A 21,271-nucleotide genomic window follows, 5' to 3' on the forward strand; every position below is an offset into this window, starting at 1 on the left:
GGGTTCGAGTCCCGTCCGCTCCGCCAACATTAAGAGATAAGCCTCATCGAAAGATGAGGCTTTTTTCGTTATGGCGTTGCGGATATTTCGTCCCAGTGACCACATGCTTCGGGCTCGAAGTATGTGGTTATCCTTATACTCGGCCATCATGTAGATGAAATCCTTATCAGAATATGACGCTTTCGCTTCAATGTTAAAAATCAAAACCTACTTTTTTGTCGATCTTGATTCCACTTTATCGATAGTGTTTCTTTCACGTTCTGAAAACCTCCAGTGCGCGACTTGGCAGTATTGACCTGTGACACTGATCTCGGACAAATTAAACGGTATAATGCCTTATGTCTTTCATGAGTAACGAAAATGAATTGTCGTCTTGGGTGTGGTGCTTGTTGTATTGCACCTTCAATAAGCAGCAGTATTCCGGGTATGCCAAAGGGTAAGGCGGCGGGTGAGCGTTGTGTGCAATTGAGCGATGCCAATTTATGTTTGATTTTCGGCTCGCCCGATCGTCCTGCGGTTTGTAGTGATTTCGATGCATCTGAAGATGTTTGTGGTCATTCGAACGAAGAGGCGATTTGGTTGATTACCCAACTCGAATCTCAGACCTCTCATTAAGTTTATCGCTGACAGGTGAAATATGCAGTTAACTCGTTATACCGATTTTGGCGTTCGTACCCTGATGTATTTAGCGGTTCAGCCAGATAGAACAACTTTATTTAGGATTGCTGAAATTACGCAGGTGTTTGATCTGTCACCAAATCATGTTTCTAAGATAGTGCATCATTTAGGCAAGATGGGTTACCTTGAAACCATCCGCGGTAAGATGGGCGGTTTCCGTTTGGGTAAGCCTGCGAGTGAGATTAACCTAGGCCAGTTAGTTCGAGTGTTAGAAAATTCACTCGCACCGATTGATTGCAGCAAACCTTACTGCCGATTTACACCAGCCTGTAAGCTTAAAGACGTGTTAGCTCAGGCAGTTGAAGCTTATTTGAATGTGCTTGATCAATATACTTTGCTGGATATTGTGAGTAACCGTGATGAGTTAGTTGCCTTGCTGCCAGACTTTTCTATTTCAGTACTGCAACTGGATTAGTACCACTTTTAAGTGCAATACCGATGGGGAGCAAACTCGATGCTGGCACCAGATCAATCCCCTCGGTTTTAAGTCTGTGTAGGTTATCCCCTAAGAAGCGCATAGTTTCTGGATAGGGATGGGCAATCACCACCAAGCTACCTTGGGTATGTGCCTGACTTATCATTAAGTTAAATTGTCTCTCGAGTGCATCGGCACTGGTATCATTGTCTAGAAACAGTTGGCGTTTTAGTAAAGGAATGCCTAGCTTATCTGCGTTATCCCCTGCCTTAGTGAATCGTGTTGTCATACTATCGACAAAATACAGCTGCTTTTGTTTGAGTGTTTCCATGACCCAGAGCATGGGATCGTCTAGTTGAGTTAATAGACTCCCCATGTGGTTATTGGCACCTTTGGCAAAGGGAACGCTGTTAATCGCATCAATAACACTGGTGCGAATTTGTGCCTCAGTCATCGTATTGGTTAACCCCCCCAGCCCTAATGTCTTACCATTAAGCGCCTGCATGGGAAGATGTAGCATAATTTCGTGGCCTTTTTGGTGTCCTGCGTTAGCGAGTTCTTTGCCAAGTGGGGTATGAGGTAATACAGCGAGTGTTACTGTATTGGGCAGTGCCAGTACGGCTTTATCTGTATGACGATAACCTATGTCATCAATAATGAGTGCAAGCTGGGCTGCATAGCTTTGAGAAATGCTTAGGGCCAATAGGGCCAAGGAATAAAGTAAGCGCACAATTTCTTCTTATTCGTCATGGTGCTGTATCCATGCAATGGCAGAGGTCACTTGATGATCTTGGGCCAGTGATGCATGGGCTGATAGGGCGTCGATTATAGCTAAATTACCAACGCCGGAACCAGTTTCGGCGGCAATTTTTATGTCGGGGATGATCCCTATGTTATGAATATTTTCACCTCTAGGAGTATTGTACTGGGCAATTGTGAGTTTAATCGCGTTACCATCTTCTAAGATGGGGATCAGGCTTTGTACTGTACCTTTGCCAAAACTGGTCTCACCTAAGAGTTTGGCACGACCATTTTCTTGTAATGCGGCGGCGAGAACTTCGGATGCAGAGGCCGAGCCTTTGTTGATTAACACGAGCATAGGCACGTTAGTCAGCATGGTTTGCGGTGAGGCATAGTAGTCAGAGTTGGCGTCGAAGAAGCGGCCAGAGGTCGAGACTATGCGTCCTTTGGCGAGAAATAGATCCGCAATTTTAACCGCTTGGTCGAGTAGGCCGCCGGGATTATTACGTAGATCTAAGATAAGTCCTGTGAGCGGTTTGTTTTGCCATTGGCTGAGCGCGCGAACCATATCTTCGGTAGAGTTTTCTTGGAAGTTGCTTAATCTGACATAGCCAATATTGCCATCAAGCAGTTGAGTGCTGACCGACTCTATAGTGATATTGCTTGGCTTGAGTGACACTTTAAAGGTGGCGTCGTCATTACTGTGTTTTAGCTCTAAGTTAATACTCTGATTATTGAGACTATGTCTTTTTATTTCAGTAAGGATATCGGCTAGATTCGTTTCAGTCGCCAGGGTGTCGTTAAGTTTAATAATAATATCGCCCGCACGTATTCCCGCTTGCTCTGCGGGAGAATGGGCAAAGGGGGCTATGATGCTAATGTGGTCTTTTTTGGCCGCGACTTCGAAACCGAAACCAAAATACTCGCCGCGATTAGAATCTTTAAGATCGAGTAATTCTTGATGATTCAGGAAGCTGGAATAGGGGTCGAGATGTTCAAAAATGCCTTTGATGGCGGCCTGCACTAGCTCTTCTTTTGGAACGGTTTTGATATAGTAAGTTTCAACCGTTTCAAGTACATCTTGTAGTAATGGATAGTCAAAGTTGTCGCGGTAGGATTTCGCGTTTTCTTGGCTGGAGAGGCTGATGGATAGGCCTAAAGTGAGACCTAATCCAACGCAACTGATATAGCGGATCATGTATTTCATAACGGTCCCCTGTGATAAGGGGACCGTTATGATTAGCGACAGTATTTCGCTGGATCGACGGCTTGCCCTTTATGCCTTATTTCAAAGTATAGGCCAGGCTCGCTCTGTCCACCTGAACGTCCGACTAAAGCAATCGCTTCACCGCTTTTTACCATCTCACCAGGGCTTTTTAGTAGGGTTTGAGCGTGACCGTAAAGACTCATATAACCTTTACCGTGATCGATGACCATGACAAGACCAAAACCGCGTAACCAGTCGGCATAAATGACTTTACCACCTGAAACGGCTCGAATATTTTGCCCTTCTGGTGCAGACAACATAGTGCCTTTCCACACTACTTGACCGGAACGTTGGCTACCAAAGCTAGCACTCACACGACCTTTTGTTGGCCATTTAAGTTTTCCACTTTGTTTACCAAAGCCTTCCATGGAGGGGTTATCTTTCATGGCCCGCAGCGCTTGTTCAACGACGCGCTTTAAGCTGGCCTCTTCAATTTGCAACTGCTCAAGCTCTGCACCCTTAGAATTTAAGGTGCGTTGCAGCTCTTTGATGGTCAGTTGACGCTGATCTTGCTCTTGGCTCAAACGTTTAGCTTGTACTTGTTGTTCGGCCACGAGTTTCGTTAATTGCTTTTGCTTACTCGTTTGCGACACCTTGATCTCATCTAGCTCGGTCAAGGTTTGCTTTAATTCGTTGATCGACTTCATCCGCGCTTTATTGAGGTATTGGTAATAAGCCAACATACGCTCGATAGTGGCGGGACTTTGCTGATTAAGCATCATCTTAGTGTAATCGTGATTACCGGCAAGATAGGCGCTCGACAGCTGTTTCGACAGTGTTTGTTGTTGAGTCACCTTAAGCGTTTCTAACTCATCTTGACGTTGTTTTAGCTCGGCAAGTTTAGTGTCGATTTGCGCTAAGCTATTTTTGGTGCTGTTGACTTTTTTGGCCGCTGACGCAATCGCTTCTTCATCGCTACGCAGCAATGACAGCAGTTTTTCTCTTTGTTTACTGGTGGTTTTTAATGCGCTTTGTTGTTGATTTATTTGCGTTTGGATTGATTTTAACTCGGACTTACGCTTCTCCAAATCAGAAGCGTGTGCCGAGAAAGATAACATCATAAAGCCAGCAATAATGCTGGCTTTAACAAGGAGTCGAGTGCTCACTAGGTAACGGTTACTCTTTTATGTGGATTAAGGGTTTGCCCGTCATCTCAGCTGGAATGGCTTCGCCGATCAAGGTCAAGATGGTTGGTGCAACATCGCTGAGTTTACCACCTTCATCTATGGTCGCATCGCGTCCAACAAAGACGAAAGGCACGAGTTCACTGGTGTGGGCCGTGTGAGCCTGACCTGTGGTTTCGTCGGTCATTTGCTCGGCATTGCCGTGGTCGGCGGTAATAATACATTCTCCGCCCACTTTCGCCAGCGCATCAACCACACGGCCGATACAAGCGTCGACAGCTTCACAAGCTTTAACGGCGGCATCGAAATTACCTGTGTGGCCAACCATGTCACCATTGGGGTAGTTACAGATGATCACGTCGTACTTAGTTGATTCAATTGCTGCGACTAACTTGTCAGTCAGCTCTGCTGAACTCATCTCAGGCTGTAGATCGTAAGTTGCCACTTTAGGCGAGTTGATTAGGATGCGATCTTCTCCCTCGAATGGCTCTTCTTTACCGCCGTTAAAGAAGAAAGTTACATGGGCGTATTTCTCAGTTTCAGAGATACGTAGCTGAGTACGACCTTGTTTCTGCAGCACTTCACCTAAGGTATTCACTAAGTTTTCAGATGGATAAGCGATAGGTGCTGTGATGTCGCCAGCATACTCAGTCAAAGTGACGAAGTGCATTTTCGGCATAACAGCGCGTTCGAAACCATCGAAGTCTGGGTGAATAAAGCTACGGGTGATTTGACGGGCGCGGTCAGCACGGAAGTTCATAAAAATCAGGGCATCGCCGTCTTTTAAGGTTGCAACTTGACCGTTGGCATCTGTGATCGCCGATGAAGAAACGAATTCGTCGTTTTCGTTACGTTCGTAAGCCGCTTCCAATGCTGTAACGGCATTGTCGTATTGGAATTTTGATTTGCCTTGGGTGATTAAATCGTAGGCTTGTGACACGCGATCCCAACGATTATCCCTGTCCATAGCAAAGTAACGACCAATAATCGATGCGATACGGCCATGGCCTAATGTAGTAAACAGATCATCAAAATGACTCAGGCTACTCTTAGCGCTACGCGGTGGCGTATCGCGGCCGTCGAGGAAAGCGTGCAGATAAACCTGAGTTGCACCGCGCGCAACGGCCATACGGCACATAGCTTCGATATGCTCTTCATGGCTGTGGACGCCACCGGGGGAAAGCAAGCCCATAATGTGCACTGCTCCGCCAGCTTTGATGGCTGAGTCTACCGCATCACATAGCGCAGGATTTTTTTCAAACTCATGATCTGCAATGGCTTTACTGATACGAGTGAGTTCTTGATAAACCACACGGCCAGAGCCTAAGTTAATATGGCCAACTTCAGAATTTCCCATCTGGCCATCAGGTAAGCCAACATCTAAGCCAGAACCTGAAATCAAACTATGGGGATATTTAGCGTTGAGACGGTCGAGTACCGGAGTCTTGGCGTGGAAAATCGCATTATTATGCGTGTTTTCACGGTAGCCCCAGCCATCGAGGATCAACAACGCGAGCGGACGTTTAGCTGTCGTCATAGTGATACCTTTAAGTTTTATAGAAGCGATAGAAATCTGAAATTGGTCAAATATTACTACGTTAGCGGGGTATGAAAAAGCGCTTTACCCCGATTAAGGTCATCGAATCACTAATTCGCCCGATTCTGTGAGTGGCTTGTGACAAGTACAGAGTCAATTGCACTAAAAGTGCGATCTCGAACTGTGACTAAACTGCTGCATTCTGCCAAGGCAATCGGTATACTCTGTGCCCTTATCGAATTTTCGCCATTTATGCGGGCAATCATCATGCAAGAATATATCGAATTTTTTAAAGCTCACTCAATGCTCAGTCTGGCTTGGGTGGGATTATTTGTTGTGCTTGTCGCGAGTATCATCAAATCGAGCATGTCAAAAATCAAAAGTATTTCTCATCAAGAATTAACGATTATGGTGAATAGACAGGACGCTAAAGTCGTTGATGTGCGCTCAAGTGATGAGTTCCGCAAGGGCCATATTGTTGATGCAATTAACGTTACGCTAGCAGATATTAAAAATAATCAGATATCTGCCCTTGAAAAGTATAAAGCGAGTCCCATTATATTGGTATGCAATGCTGGCATGACCTCGTCTCAAGCCGCTCAGCTTTTGAGTAAGCAAGGTTTTGAAAATCTGTACAACTTGAAAGGTGGTATGGGTGAATGGCAGGCAGCAAATATGCCTGTTTCAAAAAGCAAAAGATAAGTTGTCGGCGGCAGTTATGATTTCAGCTGCACTCAATCCACAGGATAGTGCAGTAATAAAGTCATCATTGTTTGGCATACTGATCCTACGGTCGCTAAGGGCTTAATGTAAGTTTTTAGACTGGTTCGATCGATACCCGAATATGGGTACAAGTTGGGATGATACCGAGATCTGATATAGGCCTTGAGTAACATAAGCCCCGAGCCAATTTACGTTCAAATGGTAATTGGCTTTCAAATAATAATTGGCTTTCAACGAAAAGCCGATACAACATTGATAGGATAGGTAGGAAATTATGGCTGAAGTAGCAAACAACGAACAACAAGCCCCACAATTCAACATCCAACGTGTTTACACTAAAGATGTGTCTTTCGAAACGCCTAACAGCCCAGCGGTATTCCAAAAAGAATGGAACCCAGAAGTTAAGTTAGATTTAGACACGCGCAGCGCTAAATTAGCTGATGATGTGTATGAAGTTGTCCTGTCTTTAACTGTGACTGCACAAAACGGTGGCGATACCGCTTTCCTATGTGAAGTACAACAAGCCGGTATCTTCTCTATCACTGGTTTGACTGAGCCACAATTGGCCCATTCATTAGGTGCATACTGCCCTAACATCCTATTCCCATATGCTCGCGAAACCGTGGGCAGCTTAGTCGGTCGTGGTACTTTCCCACAACTGAACTTAGCACCTGTTAACTTCGACGCGCTGTTTGCCCAATACGTGCAACAACGTCAAGCTGCTGCGACTGCACCAGCTGCCGAAGAAGCTAACGCTTAATTACATGAAAAACTCTGCCGATATCACGGTATTAGGGGCGGGCTCTTATGGCTCCGCCCTTGCCATTTCTTTAGCCAGCAACGGTCATAAGACCTTGTTATGGGGACACGATCCTGTCCACATGCAAACGCTCGCTCAAGACAAGTGCAACCAAGCTTTTTTGCCTGGTATTGCGTTTCCTGATTGTTTACAGATCGAAGCCGATTTAGCCAAAGCTTTAGCCGCCAGCAACAATGTGTTAGTGGTCGTGCCAAGCCATGTGTTTGGTACTGTGCTTGAGCAAGCTAAACCGTTACTCCGTAGCGATGCGCGCATCGTATGGGCAACGAAAGGGCTCGAGCCTGAAACCGGACGTTTGCTGCAAGATGTGGCCCGTGATGTGTTAGGTGAGCAATATCCGCTGGCGGTGTTATCTGGGCCGACCTTCGCGAAAGAATTAGCCATGGGTTTACCTACGGCCATTTCGGTTGCGGGCACTTGTCCTACGTTCACTAACGATCTCGTCGAGCTGTTACATAGCCCTAAACGTTTGCGGGTTTACGCCAATGACGACTTTACCGGACTGCAACTTGGCGGCGCGGTAAAGAACGTGATCGCGATTGGTGCGGGTATGTCCGACGGTATCGGCTTTGGTGCCAATGCCAGAACAGCCTTGATTACCCGTGGTTTAGTCGAATTGACGCGTTTAGGCGAAGCCTTAGGTGCCAATGCGGCCACTTTTATGGGCATGGCGGGGTTAGGCGACTTAGTGTTGACCTGTACCGACAACCAATCCCGTAACCGTCGTTTCGGTTTAGCCTTAGGTAAAGGCTGTGATGTGATGACTGCACAGGCTGAAATCGGCCAAGTGGTTGAAGGTTATCGCAATACCAAAGAAGTGTTTACGCTTGCGAAACGCCTCGGGGTTGAAATGCCGATCACTGAGCAGATTTACCAAGTCTTGTATCAAGGCAAAGCGCCGGTCGATGCTGCTAAAGAGCTGCTCAGCAGAGAAAAGAAATCAGAAACGCCTACGCAATAAACCGCGAGCCGTGATGATGCTGTAATGCCGAATAAAGGAAAGGGTGCTAAAATAGCGCCCTTTTTTGTGCCTAGCGTTTGAGCTTATCTTTGCTCCGTTTAGCTGTTGCATGATTTGCTTGCTAAAGGTTCGCGAGTCAGCAAATTGCCCGTTGGCAGTCAATACCAATCAATTTATCTGTGTGGAGTAAGAGCGTGAAACATCATGATGTCATTATTATCGGAGCCGGCGCCGCGGGATTAATGTGTGCAGCGACCGCGGGTTACCGAGGCCGTGATGTACTCGTACTCGACAATGCCAAGCAAGCCGGGCGTAAAATCCTCATCAGCGGCGGCGGGCGTTGTAACTTCACCAACTTGAAAGTTGAGCCCGCTAATTTCCTTTGTGGTAATCCCCACTTTGTTAAGTCGGCACTCGCACGTTATCCGTCGCAGCAGTTTATTGAACTGGTCGAGCGCCACGGCATTGAATACCACGAACGCGATCACGGCCAATTGTTTTGCAATGACTCGGCTAAAGAGATAGTCACTATGCTATTGACCGAGTGTGAATGGGCGGGCGTGACGATTAAGCTGCGTACCGATATTCTGGCCGTTAAAAAGACGGAGGCAGGGCGCTTTGAGCTCAACACCTCTAATGGCGAACTAAGCTGTGACTCACTGGTTATCGCCACGGGTGGCTTATCCATGCCTAAACTCGGTGCCACGCCTTACGGTTATCAACTGGCCGAGCAGTTTGGCCTAAAAGTATTGCCAACTCACGCGGGTCTGGTGCCTTTTACTTGGCACAGTGAAGATAAAATTCGTTTCGAACCCTTGTCGGGAATTGCCGTACCGAGCCGCATTACCGCCAAAGATGGCACTGCGTTCAGCGAAGCACTGTTATTTACCCACCGCGGCTTATCTGGCCCTGCAATTTTGCAGATTTCTAACTATTGGAAGGCGGGCGAAACCATAGAAATCGATCTCTTGCCGAATATGGATTTGGCGCAATTGCTAGAGCAACAATTCTCCGCGCACCCTAAGCAAAGCCTGCGTAACACCCTCAGCCAGTGGTTACCTAAACGGCTGGTGGAAGTGTTATTCGATGAAGCCCTGTTGAACAAAGCCTTAAATCAGCTAGTGCACGCCGAGCGCGCAAAACTGGTGGATGATCTCCACCGCTGGACAATATTGATGAATGGTACCGAAGGCTACCGCACCGCCGAAGTGACCTTAGGTGGTATTGATAGTAATGAATTGTCATCTAAAACCATGGAAGCCAGCAAAGTCGCAGGACTCTACTTTATTGGTGAAGTCATGGACGTAAGTGGTTGGTTAGGCGGGTTTAATTTTCAATGGGCCTGGGCATCCGGTGTCGCCGCAGGAAGAGTGGTTTAGAGAATCTGGTTTATTATCTTTACGTTTGTAGTTGGATCAACTTTGAGCAACTAGATTATGTTAAAGTAACTATTCTAAAGTGGTATTTGTCTTTTTTGGCTCTTGAAGTGTAAATATTTGCTTGGAAACTTAAATGGTATTCGAAATTCTGAGTAATGCTATATTTCATCATGGCTAGAACTTATTCAGGGACGTATAAAGTTGGCAAATTACTCAATTATTGATATTTCTGATCAAGATATTGATGGTTTTGAGCAGATGGGGACCAAATCAAAATTTTGGTATACCGACTCACAAACGGGAGAAGAGTTTCTCTTTAAGTCCATTCATACCGAAGATCGTCAAGGAAACCCCATTGAAAGAAAAGGTGAAGACTGGGCTGAAAAAATTGCTTGTGGTATTGCTAAAGCTTTAGGTATTCCACATGCTCATTATGATCTAGCAAACTATCAAGGTAAAAGAGGAATTCGAAGTAAGAAATTCACCGATACCGGAGATAATATGTTTTTTGGTAATCAGCTGATTGAGCATGTAGCGAATAGAATTAATATCCCTTTAGAGATTGGACAGCGTTCACAAAAAATTGATCGTGTAGCGGTAATTTTGGCTCGACTAGTTGTAAACCCTCCCAAAGAGTGGGTCCCTACCGATAATATAAAGTCGGCTTTTGACGTATTTATTGGTTACTTGCTATTAGACACTTTGATTTCTAATCAAGATCGCCATAACGAGAACTGGGCGATGATTACAGATGGTAGCAAGAGTTTCCTTGCACCGTCCTTTGACCATGCCGCTAGTCTTGGAAGAAATGAATCTATTGGAAAAATGCGCGAAATTTTGGCTAGTAAGGATGAGGGCCGACAGATTTCAGCTTATGTCAGCAGAAGTAAGTCTCACTTTTATAGTGGAAATGAGCGGCTAAAAACTCTTGCAGCCTTTTTGAGCTTTGGGCAATACAGGAAAAAGGCAACTATGGAGTGGTTAACAAGGCTTGAAACATTCGATCAGGATTCAATGTTTTTAATTGTAAATGGCGTTCCAGAGGCAATGATGGGAAGCATTGAAAAAGAGTTTTGTATGGGTATATTAATTGCTAATAAAAACCGTATATTGCAGAATAAAGAATTGTTTATATAGAAAAAATTAAGAGGATAAGGGAACTATTTCATGAAAAGTGTGTTTGTCATTTGGAAAGATAGCGAGGATGGAATGTGGCATCCTGTAGCTAAGCTTACTCGTTCAGAAGATGGGTATCGTTTCTATTACACCAAAGGCGCAAACAATAAAAATTTTATAGCATTCCCTCGAATGGATGATTTAGCAAAAGTCTATCATTCAGCGTCAATGTTTTCTTTCTTCACCAACCGTCTCATTCCTACAAATAGACCAGAATTTAAAATGATGTTGGAATGGTCAGATATTCATGCTCAAGGCTATGATGAACTTGATTTACTTGGTGTTTCTGGTGGCGCAAGAAAAACGGATGAGTTTCGTATTATTCCCGAACCAGAGGTTACTCTAAGTGGTCTATACAAAATTCGTTTTTTCATTAGTGGCGTAAGATACTTGACTGCAGAAGGTGCGGATCGTGTTAAAAAGTTAGAAGAAGGAGAAGAGCTAACGTTAGTTTATGAGGATACAAACTTACATGATTGCAAAGCTATTTTAGTCGCTACTAAAGATAATGTTCCCGTTGGCTACTGCCCTAAATATTTCAATTGCGATATCCGAGCTCTTCTCGAAGATCCGAAGCTGAGCTCCCACTCTTTGCGAGTTGTGAAAGTAAATCAGGATGCGCCAAGTCAATTTAGAGTGTTATGTGAGTTCGTTACTAGATGGCCTAAGGGATTTAGCCCATTAGTTTCTGAAGAGTATTTAACATATACAAGCCTAAGTAACGTCAAAGCGTGTGACTAGCTGCAACTGTCTGATTATGATGGTTTTTAAGTCTTCCTGTAGATCTTGTACTAAGGTTGATTAACATATTTAAATGTCGAAATAAGCCACTAGTCAAGTGGCTTTTTATTTCCTTTTTTTCAAAAAACAGCGGTTTTATTCTAACAACGCGATATGTCCTATGACTTAGGATCTCTTTGACTCTTCACCCATTTTTGGCTTTCTAGGTCCTTGATGTCAAGAATACTAACTTAACCAATCGCCAGTTTGGTTTCTGCGTAGCGCAGTTTCTTGGTCCTTGGGCTGGCGAGGAAGTAGGCGAGTACGAGTGGGCCTAGGCGACCCATGAACATTATAAAAATGATGATGGCTTGGCCTAGAGTAGTTAAGTTGCCTGTCAAACCTCGGGACAAACCGACTGTGCCCAGTGCTGATACTGCCTCAAAGACGATATCAACTAACGGTGCGTTTTCACTTAATACCAGTGCGAAGATTGCTAGCCAAGTGACACCAATGGAGATCATGGTTAGCGCCAAGGCTTTGCTGACGGTATCTTTGGGGATTTCGCGCTTAAACACATAAATAGCTTCATCGCGGCGTAAATAGCCATAAGTTGCCAAGATGAGCACCATAAAGGTGACGACTTTAATACCACTGGCGGTGCTTAATGAGCCGCCGCCAATAAACATCAATACCAGCATGAGTAGCGTTGTACCATCTTCGAGTTGGTCAATTGCTAGTGTATTAAAGCCTGCGGTGCGCGGTGTAACGGCTTGAAACCATGAGGCTAACCATTTCCCGAGTTCGCTTAAGGGCGCCAAGGTATTGGGGTTGTTGTACTCAATAAAGTAAATCGCAATTACGGCGACGGCGTTGATAATTATAGTGCCTGTGATCATCATGCGGCTGTAAACGCTAAGTTTTGACCAACGCTTGTTCCTACGAAGATCTATCCACACCGAAAATCCGAGGCCACCTATGATGAGCAGGCCCGTGATGGTGAGGTTAATGACAGGATCGGCAACATAGGGCATTAGGCTGTCGACACTGAGGGCAAAACCTGCGTTGTTAAAGGCGCTGATGGTGTAGAAAAAACCGTGGAATAAGCTGGTTTGCCAACCGAGTTCCTGACTCCAGTACACGGAAAGAATGGCCATGCCTACGGCTTCAACCAGTAAGGAAAACACTAACACTGATTTTGCCGTTGAGACTAGAGTCGATGTATCTGTTTGATTAAAAGCCTCTTTTGCGACTGTTTGGTGCAAAAAACCAATTCTGCCGCCAATGGCGATCAAGGTGACAATGGCAAAGGTCATCAGCCCAAGTCCACCGCATTGAATTAACAGCGCTATGACGATTTGCCCAAAGGGCGTAAAAACAGTGCCAGTATCGACAACGACAAGTCCTGTCACTGTTACCGCCGAGGTGGCCGTGAACAGACTTTGTAGCCACGTAATAGACGATTCGGTTGCTACCGGCAGTTTGAGTAAGCAAGTGCCTAAGATGATCAACAATGCAAAGCTCACGCTTAGGATAAAGGGCGGTGCGCCTAACAACTTTTTACTCGATTTGGGTTTATGCTCAATCGCCATGATGGAGGGATGCCATTGAACCAAATTACACCAACCTTGGCGCTAGGTATTTGAGCTCAGTACGGCTACCGCAGAGCAGTAAGGCGTCATTCGCTTGCAGGATAAATTGACTATCAATTTTGCTGAAAACCGTCAGATCCCGCTTAACCATAATGGCGGCGACTTTGCCTTTAGGATTACGTATCACATTGCTTTTTGCATCATCTTTAACATCATCCTGTGCAGCGCCGAGGAGTTGGCTGACAGTGGTTTGATCAAGGTGAGGCTTGATATGGATCTCGACCACATAGAGACCATCACCAATCGGCAGGAAATTGTTCACCATAGGATAGTTGAGCGACTGGGCGACACGTATGCCCATTTCTTCCTCTGGATGTATGATGCGGGCGACGCCGAGTTTAGAGACGATAGTGTGATGGGCTTTAGTGCTGGCCTTGACCCAAATGACTTCTACACCTAGATTTTTCAGTGCCAAGGTGCACAGCAAACTTGATTGCATATCTTCGCCAATTGCGACCAGTACGGCTTCACTGTTTGCGAGGTCTAGCTCACGAAGTGCGGCTTCGTCGGAACAATCACAAATAACCGCTTCGGTTAAGTCTTCTACGTATTTTTCCACCATTTTAGGGTCACTATCCACGCCAGTGACCGTGTGGCCTAAGTGGATCAATTCTAGGCTAGCGGCGACACCAAATCTCCCTAAGCCAATAACGGTAAAATGTGCCATTAAAATATCCTTTTCTATTTTATAACAAATGCTTATCTATTGTTTGTTAAGCGATAACCTAGGCCCGCTTCTGTCTTAATGAGCTGTTGCTCGCTGCTGTCATTGAGTTTTTTACGTAACTGACTGACTAAGATCCGTAGATAATGACTGTCTTCTTGATGGGTTTTACCCCAAATATCCCGCAGTAATTCAGTTTGTTTAACGAGCTGACCAGGGTGAGACATTAAGGTCTCCATCAGGGCAAACTCCTTTTTGGTTAAGGCGATTTCTTGCTGATCGAGCCAAAGCTGGTGGGTACTTTTTTGCAACTTAAGTGCGCCAAACTGCAGTAAATCACTTAATGGCGGTTCATCGACTAAATCGCGGACTAAAACCTTGATGCGCGCGATTAACTCCCTGATCCCAAATGGCTTGCTGAGATAGTCATTGGCGCCAGCTTCTAAAAGACGAATTTTTTCTTCCTCTTGATCGCGGGCGGTTAAGATAAGCACCGGCACTTTGTCACTCTGACGTAGGGTTTGCAGCAAGCTGATGCCATCACCATCGGGTAGGCCAAGATCAAGCACTAACACATGTGGCTGCTGCGCATGATATTGCGCTAGGGCTGACGCAATCGAGGCGGCGCCATGATATTCGAATCCTTCCGCTTCTAACGATATCCGCATAAAAGTGTGGATTTGCGCTTCGTCATCGACAACCAGCACCTTATAAGCCATTTATTCCTCTCCCTTTTTTATCGGCAATGCGATACGAATAAGGCTGCCATGAGCGACAGGTTCGGCGCTGATCTGGCCATCATGGGCGGTAATTATGCCCTTAGCAACAGCAAGCCCAAGGCCCGAGCCGCTATCGGTTGAGGGATGCTGGCGATAAAAGAGTTCAAAAATTGCCTGCGCTTGAGCGGGTTCTATGCCAAGACCCTCATCTTGGATATCTAACAATAATGCATCGCCCTGCTGATACGCCTTTACTATGACTTGCTTATCAGAAGGCGAATAGCGCAGCGCATTATCCAATACATTAAAAATAGCTTGCTCAATCAATGAGCTGCATATCATCAGTGACGGTAGATCGGCGTCACTCTTGATGATAATACGCGGCTGCGTGGCTGGAAAACGGGCAATAGCTTGGTGCAATACATTCATTATGGCGTCTTCACTCAAGCTAAACTTGAGTGCGCCGTGTTGTAACTTAGTGGCTTGCAGCAGGTTTTCGATATATTGGTGCAGGCGATGGCTTTCGGCTGCTGCGCTATCAATCAGCTCATCCTTTTGGTCTGGGCTGAGCTTAGGCATGTATTCCTTTAAGGTGGTGAGCGTGCCAATGATAGTGGCTAGTGGGGTGCGTAAATCGTGGGAAACCGACAGCAAAATACTGTTGCGTAACTGAGCTTGTTCGAGAGCATCTTGCTGGCGTCGATAGTGTTCGGCTAATTTGCTGGTGGTGAGGGCGACAAGCAGAAACACACTGAGATTGAGAATGTCCTCAAGATTAAACATCTGTAGTGAATAACGTGGTGTGGTAAATAGAAAATTAAAGCTGGTCGCCTCAAATACTGCTGCAAAATAGGCCAAGTTGGCGTTGCATTGTAGGGCTACGGCCACTACGGCCAATTGTAAAATCAGCAGTACGGCGATAGTCGAGTTTGAAAAGTGATCGATAAAGGCGCTGCTGAAAATGGCCGTCACTAGCACTATGAAGGTAAATAAAGTCGGGTGCGAACGCCAGTATTGTGTCATGGGAGCCGCTATGGATGAAGTCATGAATAGAAAGACGCATATAAAGAAAGTGCCTGTACTTTAGCAAAGGCATTTTAAGATAGCGCGTAAAAATGTCGTAAAATTTGTAACCTTGTGAGTGGCTTAGCTTGCACTTAGCTTAGGAAAATCGAGCTTGTTCACATCACACTTTGGGTAAATGATAAGGCTTACCGCATACACTCATGTTGTAAGCCTTAACCCTTGCGCAGGCCATTACGTATGATGCTAAAGTGCCTATCCAACCACTAACCCTGAGTTATTGACCTGCCCGCCATTGAGTTAAGCATCACCAAGGTATTGGTGGGGGCACTAAGCGTTTGCCACTATAGCCAGTAACGGCGGCGAAGCGGGGATCTTCGGCTTCCCAATCTGCCTGTGCTTTGGCTATTTCATCTTTGCTATGGCCGACAAAGTTCCACCAAATGCTGACAGGATCAGCCAGTGGCGCGCCGCCAATCAGCAGTATGCGACAACCCGCCTCGAGTTTTATGGTGATGGTTTCGCGTAGCATGCCAAGGTAGGCGAGGTGGTTATTATCAAAACTGTCATCCTCGATTTGGAAGCGGCCTTCCAGTGGCATGAGGGCATATTCGAAACTAGGGTCGAGATTCAGAGTGAGTTCAGCGTCATGGGCGGCAAACAGATCTATGGCAACGATAGGTGAGAAGTGTAATGTGGGCGCCTGTTTATGATGCCAACTGCCAATCAGTAGGGTGAATTCGACGCCTGACTCGTGCCAAGTCGGTAGCTCTGGGTAGTGATCGAATCTCGGAGTGGTATCTTTGTGTTCCAGTGGTAAGGCAATCCATAGTTGGGCTGCGTGCATCGTGTGATGGCCCACTATCGACTCTTCGGTGTGGGCTATGCCGTGTCCGGCTGTCATCAGGTTAACTTGTTTTGGGCGGATCACTTGAGCACTGCCTAGGCTGTCCCTGTGCATGATTTCGCCTTCGAGCATCCAAGTAAAGGTTTGCAACCCAATGTGTGGATGTTGGCCGACGTTTAACTGCGGGCCGTCGGTGATTGGGCCAATATGGTCGAGAAAGCACCAAGGGCCGATAAGGCGGCGCTCTTTTTGTGGAATAGCCCGTGCGACAGGTATGCCGCCGACATCACTGATTTTAGGGGCTATCCGTTGAGCTTGAATGCGGCCATTTTCAATAGGACATTCCTTAGGGCCACCATAAAACTGTGCTTGTAGTTCACTCATGTTCGCTCCTTATTCCATTACTAGGGCATGCTCAGTTCAGTTTGGCTCGGTTCAGTGCTGCTAAGTGTGAACCTAGAATCTCGCATGGGGGTGATCTCATCTTGCATTCGAGCCGAAGGTTTTAGCTTCGGGTATTCCAGTCGATTTTGCAAATTGTGGCAGTGACCTGATGGAGGGCAACTGCACTTTTTAGTGGTTAACTTAACGTGTTTTAGGTTCTTCAAATTCTCCTTCGATACACTTTGATAGCCTAATTCAAGTACGAATGTGTGACTGAGCCCGCGTGAATGGGACTTTTATCTGTCCTTTACTTTAGCAAGCCTGTATTTATGTGGGCATTAGCGTTTGATGTTTTACTCGAGCCTAAATACGAGTGTTTGACAAGTTTGGGGCTCGGTGATTTTTATCATCCATGTCTTACGTTGGACCTGCAAAATCGAGTCTATCTTTTATGGGAGCTTGTGTTGGCGGCAAAGCCTGTCTTCACCCTAATCCATTCAGCGTACAGGCTTAACACTCATAAATATATCATTGGTAAATATAACGTTGGGCTGTGATTCAGCGTAATAGATCAAGGAGAAAGCGTGCTCGAAAATCAAATGATGTTACTGGCGGTATTTGAACGGGCGGCCTTGATGCTGATGACCTTGTTCTTTTTAACTCGCACTCGACCGTTTCAGCGTTTATTCCAAAAGCGTAATCATACCCCCGCAGAGTTGGTTTCTGTGGCGGCGATATTTTGCTTATTTGCAGTGTTTAGTACTTATACCGGCATTGAGGTTGAAGGCGCGTTGGTCAACGTGCGGATTATCGCAATTATTTCTGGCGGGATTCTATTTGGCCCTTGGGTTGGTATTCCTGCGGGCGTGCTGTCGGGGCTACATAGATATCTGATTGATATGGATGGTGATACCTCTATTCCGTGTTTAATCGCTAGCATTATTGCCGGCCTTATGGCGACGTGGATTTATTACAAATGTCCCAAATCTAAGTTGTGGATTTATGGCATTGCGGCGGGCATGTTGTGCGAAACGCTGACCATGTTGTTGATTTGGTTGCTGACAGATCCACACGAGGTGGGCGTTGAGATTGTGAGTCATATTGCCTATCCCATGATTGCGGGCACTGTGTGTATCGGACTGATTATCAAGTTAGTGCAGGATCTCGACGATGAGAAAGAGTTGATTGCCGCTAAGCAGGCAAAGCTCGCGCTGGATATTGCCAATAAAACCTTACCCTTTTTCCGCAAGATTGACCGCAATGCCTTAGAGCAAGTTTGCGCTGTGATCCGCAATGAAATCCATGCCGATGCCGTGGCGATTACCGATACTCGCGATGTATTAGCTTATATGGGCGTTGGCAAAGATTACTACGAGGTCGATGGTCATCAAGCGATTAGCGAAATGACTCAAAGGGCGATAGAGCAAGATCAAAACATTATTAACAATGACTTACGCCAATATCATTTATCTGATTTTCATTCGGTCATCATAATCCCGCTGCGCGAAAACGGCACTGTGAGTGGCACGCTGAAGATTTACTATCGCAATACCTATCGTATCACTAGCTCGTTGCGGGAGATGGCTGTGGGTTTGTCGCAGCTGATTTCGACCCAGATGGAAGTGTCGCGTATCGAGCAACTGCAAGAGATGACCCGCAAGGCGGAGTTTACGGCGTTGCAGAGCAAGATTAATCCACATTTTTTATTTAATGCCCTCAATGCGATTTCTTCTTTGATCCGTATTCGGCCACAGCAGGCGCGACAGTTGATTGCTAATCTGGCCGATTATCTGCGCTATAACTTGGCTAAAGGTGATGAGCTGATTGATATCCAAGAAGAAGTGAAACAAGTCCGTGATTATGTGGCGATTGAGCAGGCGCGCTTTGGCGACAAGCTTGAAGTGATCTTCGATGTCGACGATGTGCATTTTTGTGTACCTTGCCTCTTGTTACAGCCGCTGGTGGAAAACGCGATTTTGCACGGCATTCAGCCGCGTAGTGCACCGGGCAGAGTGACGATAGAAGTGAAAAAACTTGATGCAGGCATTCGCGTCGCCGTGCGCGATACTGGCTATGGGATCCGCCAAGAGGTGATTGATGGCGTCGCTGCTGGCCGTGTAGAAAGCAGCAGTATCGGGCTGATGAATGTGCACCAGAGAGTGAAGTTATTGTACGGCGAAGGTTTGCAGCTTAAACGGCTCGAGCCGGGGACTGAAGTCAGTTTTTACTTACCGGAAAATGAGGCGCAAGTATGTTAAAAGCCATCATAGTTGAAGATGAATATCTTGCCCGTGAGGAGCTAGAGTATTTAGTGAAGAGCCACAGTGAGATAGACATAGTGGCTAGCTTCGAGGATGGCTTAGAGGCCTTTAAATATTTGCAGGATCACGAGGTCGATGTGGTGTTTTTGGATATCCAAATACCGTCCATTGATGGCCTCTTGTTGGCGAAGAATCTGCATAAATCGACCCATCCTCCCCATGTGGTGTTTGTTACTGCCTATAAAGAATTTGCAGTAGAAGCATTTGAGCTCGAAGCCTTCGATTATATTCTCAAGCCCTACAATGAACCGCGGATCATCAGCTTATTGCAGAAGATTGAACAGGTGGGACGACAAGCACCAAAGCCACAACATGAGGCCGCGAGTAATACCAGTCGAACCGTGAATTTAGTCAAAGGTGAGCGGATTATCGTCACGCCCTGCGAGCAAATTTATTATGCCGAGGCCGATGAAAAACTCACTTATGTGTACACCCGCACCGACCGTTATGTGATGCAGATGACTATCAGTGAGTTTGTGAGTCGTTTGCCTGCTGAAGGTTTTTTCCGCTGTCACCGTTCCTATTGCGTCAATATCAACAAGATCCGCGAAATCGTGCCTTGGTTCAACAGTACTTACCTGATTAGGTTGCATGATTTGTCGTTCGAGGTGCCCGTTAGCCGTAGTAATATTAAGGCTTTTCGACAGCTGATGAGGCTGTAATTGTCATTCATTCCTGCAGATCTGTATTTCATGCCTTAATTGATCGGCGCGAATCGCATCTCTCTTATAGTGGACTCAATTCCTGATCCCCTAAAGCGAGATGCATCATGACTAAAGAGATGAATCGTACTCGGTACCTGACCTTAGTTGGTACTATTATCACCCAGTTTGCACTCGGCTCAGTTTACACTTGGAGCCTGTTCAATGCGCAGTTGGCCGTTAAGCTCGACGAACCCGTCAGCCAAGTGGCGTTTGTGTTTGGTTTGCTGAGTTTGTCTTTGGCCGTGGCATCTTCCATGGCGGGCAAATTACAGGAACGCTTTGGCGTACGTAATGTCACCTTAGGCGCAGGCCTGTTACTCGGCGTTGGCTTCTTACTCACTGCCCAAGCCAGTAACTTGATGATGCTTTACCTGTGCGCAGGGATTTTAGTGGGCTTTGCCGATGGCACTGGCTACTTGATGACCTTGTCTAACTGCGTGAAGTGGTTCCCCGAACGCAAAGGGCTGATTTCGGCGTTAGCGATTGGCGCTTATGGTCTAGGTAGCCTCGGATTTAAATACATTAACGTGCTGTTACTCGAAAACACTGGCCTTGAAACCACCTTCCAACTGTGGGGCCTTATCGCCATGGCGTTGGTCTTGTGTGGCGGTATGTTGATGAAAGATGCGCCTGCACAATCAGCCGCAAGTCAGCAAGCCGAAAGTCGCGACTTCACCCTCGCTGAAGCCATGCGTAAGCCGCAATACTGGATGCTGGCGCTGATGTTCCTGTCGGCCTGTATGAGTGGTTTGTATGTGATTGGTGTGGCTAAAGATATCGGCGAGAAGATGGTCGACTTGCCTGTACTGGTCGCCGCCAATGCTGTTGCTGTGATTGCTATGGCGAACCTCAGTGGTCGTTTAGTGCTGGGTATACTGTCGGACAAAATCCCCCGCATTCGGGTTATTTCGCTGGCGCAGATCATCACCTTAGTCGGTATGGTGTTACTGTTGTTCATTCCTTTGAATGCTAACCTGTTCTTCGTTGCGGTCGCCTGCGTTGCCTTTAGTTTTGGTGGCACTATTACTGTCTATCCATCACTGGTGAGCGACTTCTTCGGCCTGAATAACCTGACTAAAAACTATGGGGTTATCTACTTAGGTTTCGGTATCGGCAGCATTATCGGTTCGATTGTCGCCTCGTTATTTGGTGGATTTATTGCAACCTTTAACGTGATTTTAGTGCTACTGGTGGTGGCGTTAGTCATGTCATTAACCATTCGTATGCCAGAGCCCAAAATTCCTGCGTCAGCTAAGAGAGCGACTAAGAGTACGCCTCGCTTAGTGAATATGACGGCTGAATCGGCATAGGCGTAAGCTAAGCTTTTCTTCTTTAGCCAAAAGCTAACATAAAAAATCCGCAGTCAAATGGCTGCGGATTTTTTACTTTTTATCCCGTGTTTTATGTGCGAGGTTG

The 21,271-nt window shown here is 46.1% G+C and carries 20 protein-coding genes; 11 read left to right on the forward strand and 9 right to left on the reverse strand.

The window, feature by feature from the left end; all coding sequences use genetic code 11:
* Window positions 1-360 precede the first annotated feature (360 nt).
* Both HGO26_RS17525 and HGO26_RS17530 read left to right on the forward strand, forming a co-directional pair.
* The gene (locus HGO26_RS17525) at window positions 361-615 is read left to right on the forward strand and encodes a YkgJ family cysteine cluster protein (RefSeq protein ID WP_131525655.1); all 255 of its coding nucleotides are present in this window, start codon (window positions 361-363) and stop codon (window positions 613-615) included.
* A 22-nt stretch (window positions 616-637) separates the two neighbouring features.
* Entirely contained in the window at window positions 638-1,093 is a 456-nt protein-coding gene (locus tag HGO26_RS17530; protein ID WP_168826822.1) for an Rrf2 family transcriptional regulator, read from the forward strand.
* On the opposite strand, the gene HGO26_RS17535 is transcribed toward HGO26_RS17530, so the two are convergent.
* Genes HGO26_RS17535 through gpmM form a run of 4 tightly spaced genes read right to left on the reverse strand, consistent with a single transcriptional unit; the run spans window position 1,068 to window position 5,762 of the window.
* Entirely contained in the window at window positions 1,068-1,823 is a 756-nt protein-coding gene (locus HGO26_RS17535) for a divergent polysaccharide deacetylase family protein (protein WP_168826823.1), read from the reverse strand. The genes HGO26_RS17530 and HGO26_RS17535 overlap by 26 nt on opposite strands.
* Before the next feature lie 9 nt (window positions 1,824-1,832).
* Window positions 1,833-3,041, reverse strand: a complete 1,209-nt coding sequence (locus HGO26_RS17540; RefSeq protein ID WP_168826824.1) for a S41 family peptidase — start codon at window positions 3,039-3,041, stop codon at window positions 1,833-1,835.
* A 32-nt stretch (window positions 3,042-3,073) separates the two neighbouring features.
* Window positions 3,074-4,207 carry a murein hydrolase activator EnvC family protein gene (locus tag HGO26_RS17545; RefSeq protein WP_113941204.1) on the reverse strand — a complete coding sequence of 378 codons (1,134 nt, stop codon included), beginning with the start codon at window positions 4,205-4,207 and terminating at the stop codon, window positions 3,074-3,076.
* A 10-nt stretch (window positions 4,208-4,217) separates the two neighbouring features.
* Window positions 4,218-5,762 carry a 2,3-bisphosphoglycerate-independent phosphoglycerate mutase gene (gene gpmM, locus HGO26_RS17550; protein ID WP_168826825.1) on the reverse strand — a complete coding sequence of 515 codons (1,545 nt, stop codon included), beginning with the start codon at window positions 5,760-5,762 and terminating at the stop codon, window positions 4,218-4,220.
* A gap of 267 nt (window positions 5,763-6,029) precedes the next feature.
* Here gpmM and HGO26_RS17555 point away from each other — a divergent pair, with 267 nt between their 5' ends.
* The 6 genes from HGO26_RS17555 to HGO26_RS17580 all read left to right on the forward strand — a co-directional run bounded on the left by HGO26_RS17555 (window position 6,030) and on the right by HGO26_RS17580 (window position 11,562).
* Entirely contained in the window at window positions 6,030-6,464 is a 435-nt protein-coding gene (locus HGO26_RS17555) for a rhodanese-like domain-containing protein (RefSeq protein WP_168826998.1), read from the forward strand.
* A gap of 295 nt (window positions 6,465-6,759) precedes the next feature.
* Window positions 6,760-7,245 carry a protein-export chaperone SecB gene (gene secB / locus HGO26_RS17560; protein ID WP_006083777.1) on the forward strand — a complete coding sequence of 162 codons (486 nt, stop codon included), beginning with the start codon at window positions 6,760-6,762 and terminating at the stop codon, window positions 7,243-7,245.
* Window positions 7,246-7,249: 4 nt separating this feature from the next.
* Entirely contained in the window at window positions 7,250-8,266 is a 1,017-nt protein-coding gene (gene gpsA / locus HGO26_RS17565) for an NAD(P)H-dependent glycerol-3-phosphate dehydrogenase (RefSeq protein ID WP_105250843.1), read from the forward strand.
* A 194-nt stretch (window positions 8,267-8,460) separates the two neighbouring features.
* Window positions 8,461-9,645 carry an aminoacetone oxidase family FAD-binding enzyme gene (locus HGO26_RS17570; RefSeq protein ID WP_168826826.1) on the forward strand — a complete coding sequence of 395 codons (1,185 nt, stop codon included), beginning with the start codon at window positions 8,461-8,463 and terminating at the stop codon, window positions 9,643-9,645.
* A 201-nt stretch (window positions 9,646-9,846) separates the two neighbouring features.
* The gene (locus tag HGO26_RS17575; RefSeq protein ID WP_168826827.1) at window positions 9,847-10,782 is read left to right on the forward strand and encodes a HipA domain-containing protein; all 936 of its coding nucleotides are present in this window, start codon (window positions 9,847-9,849) and stop codon (window positions 10,780-10,782) included.
* 30 nt (window positions 10,783-10,812) lie between these two features.
* A complete protein-coding gene (locus tag HGO26_RS17580; protein ID WP_168826829.1) occupies window positions 10,813-11,562 on the forward strand; it encodes an HIRAN domain-containing protein in 750 nt (249 codons plus the stop codon).
* A 230-nt stretch (window positions 11,563-11,792) separates the two neighbouring features.
* Here the strand turns inward: HGO26_RS17580 and HGO26_RS17585 are convergent, their stop codons facing one another.
* The 5 genes from HGO26_RS17585 to HGO26_RS17605 form a co-directional block, all read right to left on the reverse strand.
* Window positions 11,793-13,157, reverse strand: coding sequence for a TrkH family potassium uptake protein (locus HGO26_RS17585; protein WP_168826831.1), 1,365 nt, complete (start codon window positions 13,155-13,157; stop codon window positions 11,793-11,795).
* A 1-nt stretch (window position 13,158) separates the two neighbouring features.
* Entirely contained in the window at window positions 13,159-13,860 is a 702-nt protein-coding gene (locus tag HGO26_RS17590) for a potassium channel family protein (RefSeq protein WP_168826833.1), read from the reverse strand.
* Between the two features lie 32 nt (window positions 13,861-13,892).
* Window positions 13,893-14,576: a response regulator transcription factor gene (locus tag HGO26_RS17595; protein WP_131524531.1), complete on the reverse strand. Its 684-nt coding sequence runs from the start codon at window positions 14,574-14,576 to the stop codon at window positions 13,893-13,895.
* Window positions 14,577-15,623, reverse strand: coding sequence for a sensor histidine kinase (locus HGO26_RS17600; RefSeq protein ID WP_168826835.1), 1,047 nt, complete (start codon window positions 15,621-15,623; stop codon window positions 14,577-14,579).
* Window positions 15,624-15,906: 283 nt separating this feature from the next.
* The gene (locus HGO26_RS17605) at window positions 15,907-16,830 is read right to left on the reverse strand and encodes a pirin family protein (protein WP_168826837.1); all 924 of its coding nucleotides are present in this window, start codon (window positions 16,828-16,830) and stop codon (window positions 15,907-15,909) included.
* A 584-nt stretch (window positions 16,831-17,414) separates the two neighbouring features.
* Here HGO26_RS17605 and HGO26_RS17610 point away from each other — a divergent pair.
* The 3 genes from HGO26_RS17610 to HGO26_RS17620 all read left to right on the forward strand — a co-directional run bounded on the left by HGO26_RS17610 (window position 17,415) and on the right by HGO26_RS17620 (window position 21,165).
* A complete protein-coding gene (locus tag HGO26_RS17610) occupies window positions 17,415-19,088 on the forward strand; it encodes a LytS/YhcK type 5TM receptor domain-containing protein (protein WP_168826839.1) in 1,674 nt (557 codons plus the stop codon).
* The gene (locus HGO26_RS17615) at window positions 19,082-19,813 is read left to right on the forward strand and encodes a LytR/AlgR family response regulator transcription factor (protein ID WP_105250908.1); all 732 of its coding nucleotides are present in this window, start codon (window positions 19,082-19,084) and stop codon (window positions 19,811-19,813) included. The genes HGO26_RS17610 and HGO26_RS17615 overlap by 7 nt, the downstream gene beginning before the upstream one ends.
* Before the next feature lie 107 nt (window positions 19,814-19,920).
* Complete coding sequence (locus HGO26_RS17620) at window positions 19,921-21,165, forward strand: L-lactate MFS transporter (RefSeq protein ID WP_168826841.1); 1,245 nt, start codon at window positions 19,921-19,923, stop codon at window positions 21,163-21,165.
* The last annotated feature ends 106 nt before the right edge of the window (window positions 21,166-21,271 follow it).

The sequence above is a fragment of the Shewanella oncorhynchi genome (assembly GCF_012584455.1).
In the GTDB taxonomy this organism is placed as follows: Bacteria; Pseudomonadota; Gammaproteobacteria; order Enterobacterales; family Shewanellaceae; genus Shewanella; species Shewanella oncorhynchi.